At 52.3% G+C, this 14,967-nt stretch carries 16 protein-coding genes; all 16 read right to left on the bottom strand.

Annotation, left to right across the window (positions count from 1 at the left end; all coding sequences use genetic code 11):
* Positions 1 to 336: 336 nt before the first annotated feature.
* The gene (lysS, locus tag PUT07_RS33835) at positions 337 to 1,833 is read right to left on the bottom strand and encodes a lysine--tRNA ligase (RefSeq protein WP_274473238.1); all 1,497 of its coding nucleotides are present in this window, start codon (positions 1,831 to 1,833) and stop codon (positions 337 to 339) included.
* Positions 1,834 to 1,956: 123 nt separating this feature from the next.
* Positions 1,957 to 2,433 carry a transcription elongation factor GreA gene (greA, locus tag PUT07_RS33830; protein WP_274473236.1) on the bottom strand — a complete coding sequence of 159 codons (477 nt, stop codon included), beginning with the start codon at positions 2,431 to 2,433 and terminating at the stop codon, positions 1,957 to 1,959.
* A gap of 222 nt (positions 2,434 to 2,655) precedes the next feature.
* Positions 2,656 to 3,672: a tRNA dihydrouridine synthase DusB gene (dusB, locus tag PUT07_RS33825; RefSeq protein WP_274473235.1), complete on the bottom strand. Its 1,017-nt coding sequence runs from the start codon at positions 3,670 to 3,672 to the stop codon at positions 2,656 to 2,658.
* 16 nt (positions 3,673 to 3,688) lie between these two features.
* Positions 3,689 to 3,901 (bottom strand): helix-turn-helix domain-containing protein, encoded by a 213-nt coding sequence (locus PUT07_RS33820; protein WP_274473234.1) that lies wholly within the window; start codon positions 3,899 to 3,901, stop codon positions 3,689 to 3,691.
* On the bottom strand, positions 3,883 to 4,398 hold the full coding sequence (gene folK, locus PUT07_RS33815) for a 2-amino-4-hydroxy-6-hydroxymethyldihydropteridine diphosphokinase (protein ID WP_274473233.1): 516 nt from the start codon (positions 4,396 to 4,398) through the stop codon (positions 3,883 to 3,885). Before folK ends, PUT07_RS33820 begins: the two co-directional genes overlap by 19 nt.
* The gene (gene folB, locus PUT07_RS33810) at positions 4,395 to 4,763 is read right to left on the bottom strand and encodes a dihydroneopterin aldolase (protein WP_274473232.1); all 369 of its coding nucleotides are present in this window, start codon (positions 4,761 to 4,763) and stop codon (positions 4,395 to 4,397) included. The genes folK and folB overlap by 4 nt, the downstream gene beginning before the upstream one ends.
* Before the next feature lie 17 nt (positions 4,764 to 4,780).
* Positions 4,781 to 5,596: a dihydropteroate synthase gene (folP, locus tag PUT07_RS33805; RefSeq protein WP_274473231.1), complete on the bottom strand. Its 816-nt coding sequence runs from the start codon at positions 5,594 to 5,596 to the stop codon at positions 4,781 to 4,783.
* The gene (pabC, locus tag PUT07_RS33800) at positions 5,593 to 6,492 is read right to left on the bottom strand and encodes an aminodeoxychorismate lyase (protein WP_274473229.1); all 900 of its coding nucleotides are present in this window, start codon (positions 6,490 to 6,492) and stop codon (positions 5,593 to 5,595) included. Before pabC ends, folP begins: the two co-directional genes overlap by 4 nt.
* A gap of 3 nt (positions 6,493 to 6,495) precedes the next feature.
* Positions 6,496 to 7,077: an aminodeoxychorismate/anthranilate synthase component II gene (pabA, locus tag PUT07_RS33795; RefSeq protein ID WP_274473228.1), complete on the bottom strand. Its 582-nt coding sequence runs from the start codon at positions 7,075 to 7,077 to the stop codon at positions 6,496 to 6,498.
* A 33-nt stretch (positions 7,078 to 7,110) separates the two neighbouring features.
* Positions 7,111 to 8,634, bottom strand: coding sequence for an anthranilate synthase component I family protein (locus PUT07_RS33790; RefSeq protein ID WP_274473227.1), 1,524 nt, complete (start codon positions 8,632 to 8,634; stop codon positions 7,111 to 7,113).
* 109 nt (positions 8,635 to 8,743) lie between these two features.
* Entirely contained in the window at positions 8,744 to 9,685 is a 942-nt protein-coding gene (cysK, locus tag PUT07_RS33785) for a cysteine synthase A (protein ID WP_274473226.1), read from the bottom strand.
* Between the two features lie 110 nt (positions 9,686 to 9,795).
* Positions 9,796 to 10,746, bottom strand: a complete 951-nt coding sequence (locus PUT07_RS33780) for a peptidylprolyl isomerase (protein WP_274473225.1) — start codon at positions 10,744 to 10,746, stop codon at positions 9,796 to 9,798.
* Positions 10,747 to 10,782: 36 nt separating this feature from the next.
* Complete coding sequence (gene hslO / locus PUT07_RS33775) at positions 10,783 to 11,649, bottom strand: Hsp33 family molecular chaperone HslO (protein WP_274473224.1); 867 nt, start codon at positions 11,647 to 11,649, stop codon at positions 10,783 to 10,785.
* 23 nt (positions 11,650 to 11,672) lie between these two features.
* Positions 11,673 to 12,437, bottom strand: a complete 765-nt coding sequence (locus PUT07_RS33770; protein ID WP_274473223.1) for a type III pantothenate kinase — start codon at positions 12,435 to 12,437, stop codon at positions 11,673 to 11,675.
* Positions 12,434 to 13,303: a carboxylating nicotinate-nucleotide diphosphorylase gene (nadC, locus tag PUT07_RS33765; RefSeq protein WP_274473222.1), complete on the bottom strand. Its 870-nt coding sequence runs from the start codon at positions 13,301 to 13,303 to the stop codon at positions 12,434 to 12,436. The genes PUT07_RS33770 and nadC overlap by 4 nt, the downstream gene beginning before the upstream one ends.
* Before the next feature lies 1 nt (position 13,304).
* A complete protein-coding gene (nadB, locus tag PUT07_RS33760) occupies positions 13,305 to 14,915 on the bottom strand; it encodes an L-aspartate oxidase (protein ID WP_274473221.1) in 1,611 nt (536 codons plus the stop codon).
* Between the last annotated feature and the right edge of the window lie 52 nt (positions 14,916 to 14,967).

Below are 14,967 nucleotides of genomic sequence, written 5' to 3'. Positions count from 1 at the left end.
GACGATTGCTCGTCCTTATTGAAAGCTGAATAGCTCAATTGACTTGCTAGCGAGATTATCAATCTCATGTTTGAACGATTGCTCGTTCTGTTTACTCACTCGTTGTTCAGTTTTCAAAGATCAATGTTGTGTTGCTCGCCCGCCTTCTTTCGAAGACCGGAAGACCAATATACCACACTAAGTTTTTGTTTGCAACTTATTTTTTAAGTTACTTTTTTAAAACTTTTGTTTACGCATCTCAGCGGCAACTTTTATAAGATACCACAGAGCGCATTCACTTTGCAAGTCTTTTCGACAAAAAAATTCGAGGCACCTCACGGCGCCCCGAAATAAGCTTTATTCTCCTTGACGCTCACGCATAAGCGGGAACAGCAGCACGTCACGAATAGACGGGGCATTGGTCAATAGCATAACCAAACGGTCGATACCAATACCTAATCCGCCTGTAGGCGGCATGCCGTATTCCAAGGCGCGGATAAAGTCCTCATCCATTTCATGCGCCTCGTCGTTCCCTTGCTCCTTCTCACGCAATTGAGCTTCGAAACGTTCTCTTTGGTCGATCGGATCGTTAAGCTCTGTGAAAGCATTCGCATGCTCTCGCGCTACGATGAATAGCTCGAAACGGTCCGTGAAGCGCGGATCTTCCGGGTTTTTCTTAGCTAGCGGCGAGATTTCCAACGGATGTCCGTAGATAAACGTAGGCTGAATTAAAGTCTCCTCGACAAAAGTCTCAAAGAACTGGTTCAGAATATGCCCAAATGTCATGTGCGGTTCTACCGGCACTTTATGTTCTTTGGCCAAGCGATGAGCCTCTTCGTTTGTCATATGAACGCCGAAGTCCACACCCGTCACTTCTTTAACGGCATCGACCATGGAGACGCGTCTCCAGCCGACAGCCAAATCCACTTCATGATCGCCATAAGGAATCTTCGTTGTGCCAAGCACTTCTTGCGCAATATGGGCAACGAGCTCCTCTGTCAATTTCATAATATCTTTGTAGTCCGCATAAGCCTCATATAGCTCAATCATCGTAAATTCCGGGTTATGGCGCGTAGAAATGCCTTCGTTCCGGTAAACGCGGCCGATTTCATACACTTTCTCCAATCCGCCGACAATAAGACGCTTCAAGTGAAGCTCGATAGCGATACGCATATACAGCTGCATGTCCAGAGCGTTATGATGCGTGATGAACGGCCTAGCCGAAGCCCCGCCTGCGATCGAATGAAGCGTTGGCGTCTCCACTTCCAGATAACCCAAAGAATCCAAATAACGGCGCATGGACTGAATGATTTTGGAGCGCAAAATAAACGTCTGCTGCACATCCTGATTCATGATCAAATCCACATAACGTTGACGGTAACGCAGCTCCACATCGCTGAGTCCATGGAATTTGTCCGGCAGCGGAAGCAAGGACTTCGTCAGTACCTCAAGGGATTTCACCTTGATCGACGTCTCGCCTGTTTTAGTTTTGAAAACAACGCCTTGCACGCCAACCATATCGCCCAAATCCAATAGATCGAAGGCCTTATATTTATTGGCATCCAGCGCGTCTTCCCGCACGTAAATTTGAATTTTCCCGGTGATGTCCTGAATGTGCGCGAAGCTGGCTTTGCCCATGCCTCTCTTTTGCATAATCCGGCCGGCGATGCTGACTTCATGATGCTCTTCGTCCAGCTCTTCTTTCGTTTTCTCACCGTAAGCGTCCAAAATTTCTTGGGTCGTATGCGTTCTTACATATTTGCTGCCAAAAGGGTCTACGCCCAGACCGCGGAGCTCGTCCAATTTATTACGGCGAATGACGAGCAGTTCATTCAATTCGACTTCCTGGCTCATGCTTTCATCTCCTACATATTTTAGTAAAGGGTGCTTAAACCGGAAAAAAGCTTCCGTAAGGAAGCTTTCCAGACGATTTGCCCATGCTGCGCAAAGGTAAATTGCAACAGGGCTGCGGCTGCACTACTTTTTGATATCAACAATTTGATACTGAATGACGCCAGCAGGAACGTTAACATCAACCGTTGCGCCCTTTTGCTTGCCGAGAATTGCTTTGCCCACCGGGCTTTCATTGGAAATCTTGTTCTGTAACGGGTCTGACTCCGCAGTACCTACGATGACGTATTCCACCAAGTCGCCGAACTCCAAATCCTTCAGCGTAACGATAGACCCAACGCTTACCGTATCGGTATCGACATCGTCGTTATTAATAATCCGCGCGTTGCGCAGCATTTTTTCTAAAGTAATAATTCTGCCTTCAATAAAAGCCTGTTCGTTCTTCGCATCTTCGTACTCGGAGTTCTCGCTAATATCGCCATAACCAATGGCAACCTTGATTCTCTCCGCGACTTCGCGGCGCTTCACTGATTTCAGATGCTCAAGCTCGTCCTCGAGCCTTCTCAAACCCTCTGGTGTAAGAATGACCTCTTTTTCAGCCATTTCCAACTGATCTCCCGTCATGTGAAAGATTTTCATATTGTTGAATCGATGCTTCCTGCTAGGAGTTAGGTCTTTATAGAGCTGATTCAAGTAGTATGAATTCACGGTTATAAAAATAAGGAACTTGCTCGTTTGTCTTTCAATATATGCAGGAACACATTAATATTGACTGATTATATTGCAACCGTTTCAAAATGTCAATCTCAACCATCGCTGCATGATTTAATGCAGTACAGGCGATTGTTCCGTTGCGATTGACGGCGATTGCAGGGCAAGTTGCTCGACGTATTCATTCAGAGCCCGAACCATATCCTCGCGCTTGATCATTTCCATGATCGCATCCTTCACGCGTGCCGCTCCGGTAAGTCCCTTCAGATACCAAGCCATATGTTTACGCATTTCTTTCACGGCCACGTTCTCGCCTTTGAGCGCAATGAGGCGGTCCATATGCAGTATCGCAATGCGGATCTTCTCCTCCGGCGTAGGCTCCGGCGGCAGCTCGCCATTCTCCAAATATTGCACGGTGCGGTACAGCATCCAAGGGTTGCCCAGCGCGCCGCGGCCGATCATCACGCCATCGACACCCGTCTGGTCCAGCATCCGCTTAGCATCTTCCGGAGTTACCACGTCGCCGTTACCGATAACGGGAATCGACAAGGCTTGTTTCACTTCGCGGATGATGTTCCAATCGGCCTTCCCGGTGTACAGCTGCTCCCGGGTACGTCCATGAACGCTAACTGCGCTTCCGCCGCCTCTTTCGACAGCTTTCGCATTTTCGACGGCATAGATGTGCTCCGAATCCCAGCCGATCCGCATTTTCACGGTAACCGGTTTGCTTACCGCCTTCACAACGGTCTCAATCATTTGCTCGATTTTGTCCGGTTGAAGCAGCCAACGGGCCCCTGCGTCGCATTTAGTAATTTTCGGCACCGGACAGCCCATATTGATATCAATAATATCGGCATTGGTATTCCGGTCGACGATCTTCGCCGCTTGAACGAGCGTTTCGGTGTCGCCCCCGAAGATTTGTAAGCTTAGCGGCTTCTCCCTGTCATCGACATACAGCATTTCCATGGACCGGGTGTTCCCATGTACGATCGCTTTGTCGCTGACCATCTCCGCACAGACGAGGCCTGTGCCGAACTCCTTGGCAATCAGACGGAACGCCGGATTGCATACTCCCGCCATAGGGGCAAGCACCACTTTGTTGGGAGCTTCTACATTTCCTATTTTCAGCATCGAAGATGCACCTCTCTTATCTCGCAGCGACTGCAACTAACTCGTCCGGCTCTATATCTAGAACTTGCGAGATTTTTTGAATAATTTTCGTATCTGGTTTACGTGTTCCTCTTTCGATCGCTCCCAGAATGGCAATGGACACACCTAGCAAATCCGCAAGTTCGTTCTGGGTATATCCCTTTAATTTGCGAAAAGCGCGAATACGCTGAGCTACCGAGCTTTTTTCCATAACACGACGCCTTCCTTTCCTTCCAGTTTCTCCAATTGCGCGGAGATGAATTCAAATGCACGATCTTGCCGCTCGTAGAGAACCTCTGAGAGAGGGACTAATACGAAAGCCCGCTCATGCATCCGCGGATGCGGAATGATCAAGTCGGGTGTCGTATGCCGCTCGTCGCCGTATAGAAGCAAATCCAAATCGATCGTTCGCGGACCCCACCGCACGTCGCGCTTTCTTCCCAACCGTGTTTCAATGGCAAGCAGCGTGTGCAGCAATTCCTCTGCAGGTAAATTCGTTTGAATTTGAACGACCATATTAAGAAAAGCAGACTGGTCCACATAGCCGACCGGATCGGTTTCGTACATACTGGAGACCCCAGTCACGACAATACCCGACTCCTGATTCAGCGCTGTAATCGCATCCTGCAAAAATTGTTCACGATCATCTATATTGGATCCTAATGCGACATAAGCTGTAACGCTTCGTTCTCGTACTTCGGCTGTCATTCCTGTGCCCGCTTTCGGTTAATCTCTACTGTAACACCGTCGAAAATAACGGCGAAGGGCGGATGCGGCTTAATGACGCGAACCGTCACTTCATTGATACTAGTATAAGTATGCAGGAGCTCGGATGCAATGTTTTCCGCTAAAGCTTCAATTAATTGGAAAGTGCGCCCTTCGACAATATCCTTCACTTTGAAAAAAACTTCCCCGTAATTCACCGTATCGTCGAGATGATCCGACTTGCCCGGCTTCTCCAATGGAAGCCTAAGTTCCACATCCACATAGAAGCGCTGACCCAGCTTATTCTCTTCCGGAAAAACGCCGTGATTCCCAAAAAACTGCATCCGGGACAGTGTAATTTTGTCCATCATCAGTACCCCCTTCTTCAAGCTCGAATAATAGCATCTGTCATGACGGCAGCCCGTTTGGTCGCTTGTACATCATGCACGCGCACGATGCCGCACCCTTGAGCAATCCCCAGTACGATGGTCGAAAGCGAACCTTCCAGCCGTTCCGCCGGCGGCAAATTCAGCGTCATGCCGATCACGCTTTTGCGCGATGTGCCCAGCAGCACGGGATAGCCCAGCTCCACGATCGGACGCAGACGGTTCAGCAGCTGCAAATTCTGCTCATACGATTTGGCAAAGCCGATACCCGGATCCAAAATAATCCGCTCCTCGCGTACGCCCGCTTCTCTCGCCTGTTTCACATATTGCAGCAGATCGTTCTGCACGTCCGCAAAAAAATCGACATAATTCGTATCCTTTCGATTATGCGTAATGATGAAAGGACAGTCGTAAGCAGCCGCCACTTCCGCCATACGCGGGTCCGCTTGTCCGCCCCATACATCGTTGATGATATGGGCTCCCGCCGCCAACGCTTGCTTGGCGACTTCAGCTTTGTACGTATCAACGGATAGGGGAACATCGATTTCACGCCGAATGGCTTCGATCACGGGAATGACCCGGCGAAGCTCTTCGTCCTCCGTCACCTCTGCCGCCCCCGGGCGTGTAGATTCGCCTCCGATATCGATGATATCCGCGCCGTCCTCCACCATCTGCCGGGCTCTGCGAACGGCGTCCTCCAGCTTCACATAGGATCCTCCGTCCGAGAAGGAATCCGGCGTTATGTTCAATATGCCCATGATGATCGTTCGATCACCGATGGGCAGCTCATGTCCTCTGCAGGATAACACGTTCATCTGCTATTCACTTCTTCCTGTTGGTATCCGTTCGAGCTCAGGTACATGCGGCTAAACTGACGGGTCAACGGTCCTGTACCGCCGCCTGCGCCAACAGACACCGCTTGTCCCGTTGGTGTGTACAAGGTAGTTACCCCTACAATTTCTTGAATCGAATTGACGAGGAAAATTTCATCGGCCTCCACCAGATCTTCCCAACGGTATAAGCCATCCTGAACCGGAATTTGCTGCTGCTGAGCAATCCGCATGACATGCGCGCGTGTAATACCCGCCAAAATACCGGTCTCGAGCGATGGCGTGTAAAGGGTGCCGTTTTTGATGAAGAACAGATTGCTGACGATGCCTTCGGCAACATATCCGTCCTCAGTCATCATCAACCCCTCTGCGCCTGCTGCCCATGCATATTGCCGGAGCTCTCTCTTGGCCAGAATGTTGTTCATATAGTGGAAAGATTTGAACCGGTACAGCCCCTCCGGCGTATTCCGGGGAAGCTTAAGCAGCTGCAGCGCTTTCCCTTCTTCATCCAGCTTCGCATCCCGCGGAGGCAGCGGCTTGATGTACGCGATTTCCACAGGCTGCTCATAATCACCCGCAGGAAGTCCGAGCATGTCGGTACCTGCGGAAACGGACAAGCGGATATAAGCATCCTGAAGCTCGTTCGCCTCCAGCAAGCTGCCTATGAGTTTGTGTACGTGTATCGGATCAGGCGCATACCGGATCCCAAGCTCGCGACAGCCCTCCGCAAGTCGGTTCAGGTGTTCGGGCAGCAGAAAAGGTTCTCCATTATACGTACGGAAGGTCTCAAAGAGACCTAGTCCGTAAAGAAAACCGTGATCGTAAACCGAGACCACGGCGTGTTGTTCGTCCATAAGTTTGCCATTCAAGCTGATGATCATGAATTAAACTCCTGATTTGGCCGTGCGGCGAAGGAAATTGCGCAGCATCTGGTGGCCATGCTCGGTGATGATCGATTCCGGGTGGAACTGAACGCCCTCAATCGGATATTCCTTGTGCCGAAGCCCCATAATCTCGCCCTCTGCGGTTCGCGCACTAACTTCCAGGCAATCCGGCAGCGTCTCGGCTTTAACAATTAAAGAGTGGTAACGTGTTGCTATGAATGGAGAAGGCAGGCCTTCGAATAACGTTTGGCTGTCATGGAAGATCTCGGATGTTTTGCCATGCATCAAGCGTTCTGCGCGAACGACATCGCCGCCGAAGGCTTGTCCGATAGACTGATGTCCCAAGCAGACGCCGAAAATGGGGATTTTACCCTTGAAATGCTCAATCAGTGATAGACTAATGCCGGCTTCATTCGGCGTGCAAGGTCCCGGTGAAATCAAGATGTGATCCGGCGCTAACGCCTCCACACCCGCCAAATCGATTTCGTCGTTACGGCGAACGATCACTTCTTCCCCGATCTCCCCTAAGTATTGAACGAGGTTGTACGTAAACGAATCATAATTATCAATCACTAAAATCATGCTAAGCTCCCCTTTCGTCAGCCCGGCTCGGGCTTAAGCTCGGCTCATGCTCCGCTCGCTAAATTCGATTGCTTTCCACATCGCTTTGGCTTTGTTGATGGATTCGATATACTCGCGCTCCGGAACGGAATCGATGACGATTCCGGCGCCGGCTTGAATATGTCCCATCCCATCCACAGCCACCAGCGTGCGTATAATAATATTAAATTCCATATTGCCGTTATAGTCAATCCATCCCATGGATCCTGTATAGGGACCGCGGCGGACCGGCTCCAATTCTTCAATGATTTCCATCGTGCGAATTTTCGGGGCTCCCGTGATCGTACCTCCGGGGAACGTTGCTGCAATGGCATCGTAGGCGTCCTTCCCTGCTGCCAGCTCGCCGACAACTTCCGAGACGATATGCATGACATGGGAGTAATACTCGATGACCATGAAGTCCTTCACATAGACGGAACCGTACCTCGAGATGCGGCCAAGGTCATTGCGCTCGAGATCGACGAGCATAACGTGCTCGGCGCGCTCCTTCTCGTTGTCAATGAGCTCGCCGGCCAGGCGCAGGTCATCCTGCTCGTCCTTGCCGCGCGGGCGGGTGCCGGCGATCGGACGCGTCCGCAGGACGCCGTCCTCGAGCTGCACCAGCAGCTCCGGCGAGCCGGAGACGAGGGCGAAGCCCGCGAAGCGCAGCAAGCCCATGTACGGCGATGGATTGACGACGCGCAGCGCCTCGTAGATCTCTTCCGGCGTCGTATTCAGCCGCCGGCTCTGTCTGACCGACAAGTTGACTTGGAACACGTCACCTTGGGCGATATAGGCTTGGATGCGCTGCACCGCCGCCATGTAATCCGCTTTGCCGAAGGCAGGCTGGATGCCCGCGATGTTCTCGACATCGATGTGCAGCTGCTCGCGCGCTATCGATGACGCATCCGTGCCGGACCAATTGCTTGCACGGATCGCGTGCCATCGGGTGAGCATCGCTTCCGCCTTCGCGTGAGCCTCCGTATACTGCGTCCGGAGGTAATCGTCATCCGCCGCTTGATCGCCCTGCAGCGGCATATGGACGATGATGTACAGATTCTTGTCGAGATGGTCCAGCGCCCATATCTGATCGTACATCGCGAAGCTGTAATCCGGTATGGGCAGATCGTCCGCCGCTTGCACCGGCAGCCTCTCGATCGTGCGGATCACATCATAGCTCCAATACCCGACGCATCCGCCAAGAAACTTGGGCGCCCCCTCCACCTTGGGACTCCGGTACGCGGACATCCATTGCTTCACAATCGTCAGCGGTTCGCCCTGCCGGACGGTTGTATCGCGACCCGTTGTGATCTCGGCCTTCAGCCCTTTGCCTTTCACGGTCGAGAATGGCTGTAAGCCGAAGAACGTGTACCGGCCGCCCTTCCCGCTCTCCAGCACGAAGGAATTCGGCGCCGCCCCCTTCCAGGCTTCTTCCCAAGATACGATCCGGTCTTCGGCCAGGCCGAGCTTGATCATGTAAGGCAGCATGGTATACGAGGAGGACCAACTGCGCCACTGCTCGAATGTCGTTAGAATCATGCCCGCCCCTCCTTCCGTTCTTTCCGATGATTAGTTGTCCATTAGTATACTCTAACGACACACAGAAAAAAAGCCCCAGCTCCAGGAGCTGAGGCTTGCTTCGGTTGTCTTATTGCTCTTCGAATTGGTAAAGCGGCGTGGACAGGTAACGCTCACCGTTACTAGGCACAATAGCCACAACGCGCTTGCCGGCACCAAGTTCTTTGGCTACTTTCAACGCTGCGTAAATGGCAGCACCGGAGGAAATTCCGCCCAGGATACCTTCCTCTTTCGCTACGCGGCGTGAAGTCTCGAATGCATCTTCATTCTCGACTTGAATAATTTCGTCATAAATGTTCGTGTTCAGAATACCTGGCACAAAGCCTGCGCCGATACCTTGAATTTTGTGAGGGCCTGGCTTGCCGCCGGAAAGAACCGGGGAAGCGGATGGCTCAACCGCATAGATTTTGATGCCTGGGAAGTTTTCTTTCAGCACGCCGCCAGCCCCTGTGATTGTACCGCCGGTACCGATACCCGCAATGAAAGCATCCAGTTTACCGTCATGGCCTTTGATCGCTTCCACGATTTCTGGGCCTGTTGTTTCGCGGTGAATTTTCACATTCGCTTGGTTCTCGAACTGCTGCGGGATGAAATAGGACGGGTTCTCCGCTTTCAGCTCTTCCGCACGCTTGATCGCACCTTTCATGCCTTCCGCTCCAGGTGTAAGAACGAGCTGTGCGCCATAAGCGCGAAGCAGGTTGCGTCTCTCCAAGGACATCGTTTCCGGCATAACCAGAATCGCTTTGTATCCTTTGGCAGCTGCAACAAGCGCAATACCGATACCTGTATTACCGCTAGTAGGCTCAACGATGGTATCGCCCGGCTTCAAGATGCCTTCTTTCTCCGCTACCTCGATCATGGAGATTGCAATACGATCCTTAACGCTGGCACCCGGGTTCTGGTACTCCAGCTTCACATAAACTTCAGCGCTTCCTTCCGGAACCACACGATTCAAACGAACAAGCGGTGTATCTCCAATCAAATCCGTAACGCTCTGAACTAATCTTGCCATTGCTAGGTCCCCCTCCAGATTGAGTAAAGAATGATTTCCGAGTTAATTAGTAGGTATTATTACTTATCTTATCAACGCGCCCACTGGTTGTCAACCCCATTTTCAGGGGGTCACTTGAATGACGGGTCTACAATGGCCACTTGCCACTTCGTCCGGAGTTGGGAGACGTAGTCCTTCAGCGGCGGCGCTTCCTGAAGCGCGAGCTCCCTGCGCACATTCTCGCGGATGAAAGCTTTGTCCGGATTCACCTTCTCCCGCTTATTCCGCAGCTTCACAATAGCGAAGCCTTGAGCGACAGGCACAGGCTTGCTGACCTCCCCTGCCTTCAGCAGCTTAGCCGCCTCGAGAACGGGAGCCGCTACGAACGGATCGTCCCCTTCAATCCAGCCTAGCTCACCGCCTGAATTATTGGTTGCATCGTCCAAAGACCGGTCTCTGGCCAATATCTCGAACCGTTCGCCCTTCGCCAGCTCCGCCAGAACCTTGTTCGCCTGATCCTTGGTGCTGACGATAATCTGCTGGATGTCATACTCGATCTCCTGCTTAAATTCATCCTGATGCGTCTTGATGTAATCATCAACCTGCGCATCCGTAATTACAATATGGATGGTGGCCAGCTTCTCCAAGAGCAGCTTATTCATCACATCTTCTTTGATTTCTTGCTGAGATAGCCCCAACTGATTCTGCATGGATGCATAAAATTGCTCTTCGCTCTCATAGCCCTGCTGCATCCGCTTCAGCTCACGGTTTATCTCCGCTTCTCCAACCGACGTTCCCGTTTCGTCGCCCTCCAGACGGATCACTTCACGATCCAACAGTTGACCTAACAGTTCTGCGCCATAGTGACTTTCCAGCGCCGCTTGAAGTTCCTGCCTCGTGATCTCACGACTTCCGACTTTGGCGATGACCTGCCCGTCGCTCTTCTCGCCTTGCTGCCCAGGACTTGCCTGGGGACTTGGTTCTGGTGGGTTCATGGAACGGATGATCAGCAAGGATGCGAGCACGAGACAACATACGGCCATCACGATGATGGCTCCCCACAACCGCTTTACGTTCTGCATCCTGACTCCCTCTTACTTTCACTTAATGCAGCTGAACTATTGGTTGATCATCTGCTTCAGCTCTTCCTCATTGAAGCGGTACTTTTCATTACAGAAATGACAAACGACCTCCGCAAAGCCCTCGTCATCCAAAATTTCTTGAAGTTCATCTTTGCCCAAAGAAATTAACGTAGCCTCAATTCTCTTCCGGTCACATTTGCATCGGAACCTCACATCCATCTGGTCCAGCTTCTGGAAGGAAGGCAGAACCGTTAGGAGAATTTCCTCTAGGGACAGCCCACCGCCGAGCATCGTCGTAAAGGATGGGATGCGCGAAAGCATCTCCTCGATCTCGCCAATCTCTTCATCCGTTAAGCCAGGAAGCAGTTGGATAACGAAGCCGCCGGCCGCTTGAATCGAGTGGTCGACATTCACCAATACGCCGAGCGCTACCGCCGATGGCGTCTGCTCCGATTTCGCGAAGTAGAAGGTGAAGTCTTCGGCCAATTCTCCGGAAACAATCGGAATACTGCCTCTATAAGGCTCTTTGAGTCCAAGGTCCTTGGTTATGTAAAGAAAACCTTCCGTTCCTACGGCAGCAGCAACGTCCAGTTTACCGTTCTCCTTGAGCGGCGGGTCAACGAACGGATTATCTACGTATCCCCGCACCTCGCCTTTGGCATTGGCGTCTACAACGATTTGACCGATGGGGCCACCGCCTTTGACTTGAACGATCAGGTGCTCTTCGCCTTTGAGCATCGCACCCAGCAGCAGACCTGCTGCGGCCGTTCTTCCCAGAGCGGCTGTCGCCGTCGGCGTCGTTTGGTGTCTTCGGCTAAGTTCGTCCGTGAGTTCCGTCGTTTGCACCGCAAATGCGCGGACTCTCCCCTGCAGGGCTGTTCCCCGAATCAAATAATCGCTCATGTTACGTCCTTTCTTGAAAAAGCCTAAGCATTTTTCTCATAAATCATTTGCAGTCCTTGTAAGGTCAACAAGGGGTTCACGATTTGAATCGTCCGGGATTCGCTGGAGATGAGCTCCGCAAGCCCGCCTGTCGCTATGACTGTAGGATTGACATTATATTCCTGCTTTACACGTTCAACAATTCCATCGACTTGCCCAACATATCCGAAGATGATCCCGGCCTGCATCGCAGCTACCGTATTCCTGCCCACTACGCTTTTCGGCTTGACCAGCTCGATACGCGGCAGCTTCGCCGCCCTCTGATACAGCGCTTCAGTCGAGATCCCGATGCCCGGTGCAATCGCGCAGCCGACCAGCTGCCCGGAAGGATCGATGTAATCGTACGTCGTCGCCGTTCCGAAATCTACGATGATGCTGGGAGCACCGTAAAGCTCCAGTGCCGCCACCGCGTTCACAATACGGTCGGCTCCGACCTCTTTGGGATTATCCACGCGCACGTTAAGTCCTGTCTTGATCCCCGGACCCACAATGAACGGCGTCTTCTTCAAATAATGCAGACAGAGGTTTTCCATGGTGCTCACGAGCGGAGGAACGACAGAGGAAATGATAACCCCTTCGACTTCGCCGAAATGAATTCCCGAATGTTGAAACAGGCTGTGCAGCTGCATTCCGTACTCATCAACGGTCGCCGAACGGTTCGTGCTAACCCGCCAGTGGTGCAGCAGCGTACGCTCCCGATAGAGACCAAGCACAATATTGGTATTCCCTACGTCAATAACAAGAATCATAACGCCGTCCCCTTCCGTTCGTTAAGATCCAATGAAATGTCCAGCGCTGCTACCGAGTAGGTCAGCCGTCCAACGGAAATCACATCAACACCGGATTCCGCCATCGCCTTGATGGTTTGCGTCGTCACCGAGCCCGAGCCCTCTACTACAATATGCGGTGCTTTGTTTTTAATAATAGCTACGGCTTCTTTCATCTTGGCGGGTACCATATTGTCCAGCATGATGATATCTGCACCGGCCGATAACGCTTCTTGCAGCTGGTCGAAATCTTCAACCTCAACCTCAATCTTCATCGTGTGGGGGATTTGGCTTCTGGCCGCTTGCACGGCTTGCGTAATCCCGCCCGAGCCTTTGATGTGGTTATCCTTGATCATGACCGCATCATACAGGCCGAAACGGTGATTGTGTCCGCCGCCCACACGAACCGCATACTTCTCTAGCAGCCTGTGGCCAGGCGTCGTTTTGCGCGTATCGACCAACCTCGTCGGCAGCCCCTCGAGCGCGTTCACGAACTCCCTGGTTCGCGTCGCGATTCCCGACATTCGCTGCATCAGATTCAGGCTTAACCGCTCGCCCAGCAAAATACTCCGGGTGCTGCCCTCCACTTCCGCTAGTATGGTCCCTTTAACTACAGACGATCCTTCGGCGACTTTAGTTTCATAACGAAGAGACGGATCTACGACAGCGAACACTTCACGGGCAATCGGCAGTCCGCAAATAATTCCGTCTTCTTTGACGTGGATAATCCCTTTGGACGCGTGGTCCAAAGGGATCGTTGTCAGAGTCGTGACATCACCTGTGCCAATATCTTCTTCTAACCAAAGGCGTATATGTTTACGAATGAGTTCCATATTTATATCCAGCATGTTATATCCACTCCTCAATGCTATCTTCCCCGCGCTTGAAAACAATATGCTTCTTCCACACTTCGTCATTGCGTTCCGGGAAGTCTTCCCGGTAGTGGCCGCCGCGGCTCTCTTCCCGGGCAATGGCCGCTGTTGTCGTCAGCAAAGCGCAGCTCAGCAAATTCGCAAACTCATACTCTTCCCGTTTCGTCATCAGCGAATCGAAGATCGATAGCTGTCTCGAGAGCTCCTCATACCCTTTCTCGAGTCCTTTGGCCGAACGCCTCAGGCCCGCGCAGCGAAGCATCACCTTCTGCAGCTTCAGCTTCTTCTCGACGACGGCCTGATTCGGAATTTCCGTTCTCGGGGCGGCAGCTTCCGCACGTATTTGAATGTCGCTATTCAGAGGCGGCAGCTCCTGAATGCGCTCAATGATTCTTCTTCCGAATACGATGGCCTCGGATAAGGAGTTGCTCGCCAACCGGTTGGCTCCGTGCACGCCGGTAGACGACACTTCTCCGCAAGCGAACAGCCGGCGAACAAGCGTTTCCCCGTGCAGATCCGTCTTCACGCCGCCCATCATATAATGCGCTGCCGGAGCGACGGGAATCCAGTCGGTGCTCATATCCAAGCCATAATTCAGGCAGTATTCGTAAATGGTAGGGAAACGGTGCTTAATCAATTCTTCGGATTCATGCGTAATATCCAAATAGACGAAGGTAGATTTGCAATTCTCAATCTCATCTACGATGGCACGGGCGACAACATCCCTTGGAGCCAGCTCCAGCTGGGGATGGTAGCGGTCCATGAAGCGCTCGCCTTTGACATTCCGCAGATAAGCCCCCTCGCCTCGCACCGCTTCCGAGATAAGAAAGCGCGGTGCACCGGGGTAGCACAGCGCTGTCGGATGGAATTGCACGAATTCCATATCTTGAATTTGCGCGCCGGCCCGATAAGCGATCGCGATGCCGTCGCCGGTCGCAATATCCGGGTTGGTCGTGTAGCGAAATAGCTGGCCGGTACCGCCTGAACAGAGGATCGTGGCGTTGCCGCGAACGAACACGCGTTGTCCGTTCGGTTTCTGCACAAGGGCACCGTAGCATTCGCCGTCCTGCGTAATCAGATCGATGACGAAATGATCGTCCCAGATCTCGATGTTCGGGTCCTGCTTCGTGCGCTCCGACAAGGCTCTTACGATCTCGGCGCCCGTCGCGTCGCCTTGCGCATGCAGGATACGACGCTGGCTGTGCGCCCCTTCCTTGGTCAGAGCGAATTCCCCGTTCTCCAGATCGAATTTGGTTCCCATGCGAATGAGGTCCTGAACGCCATTCGGACCCTCGTGAACAAGAACGTCGACCGCCTCTGGCGAACAGAGCCCCGCTCCCGCAATCAACGTGTCCTGCATATGATATTCCGGTGAATCTTCATCCGAGATAACGGCTGCTATACCGCCCTGCGCATAGCGGGTATTGCTGTCCAAGAGCGACTTCTTCGTAATCATCAATACTTTCTTCGTCTCACTGGCGCGCAGCGCCGTGAATAAACCGGCAATGCCGGCACCTATGACGATGACATCGGTATGTACATGAGGAATGGAATCTAAATCTATGTCTATGAGATATCTAGGAATCATGCCGCCCACCCGTTCTTTACCATTATTTCTCGCAAGGGAAGGATAGAATCCA

It is taken from the genome of Paenibacillus sp. MAHUQ-63 (genome assembly GCF_028765165.1).
Lineage (GTDB): Bacteria > Bacillota > Bacilli > Paenibacillales > NBRC-103111 > Paenibacillus_E.
This window is presented reverse-complemented; position numbering and strand designations above follow the sequence as displayed.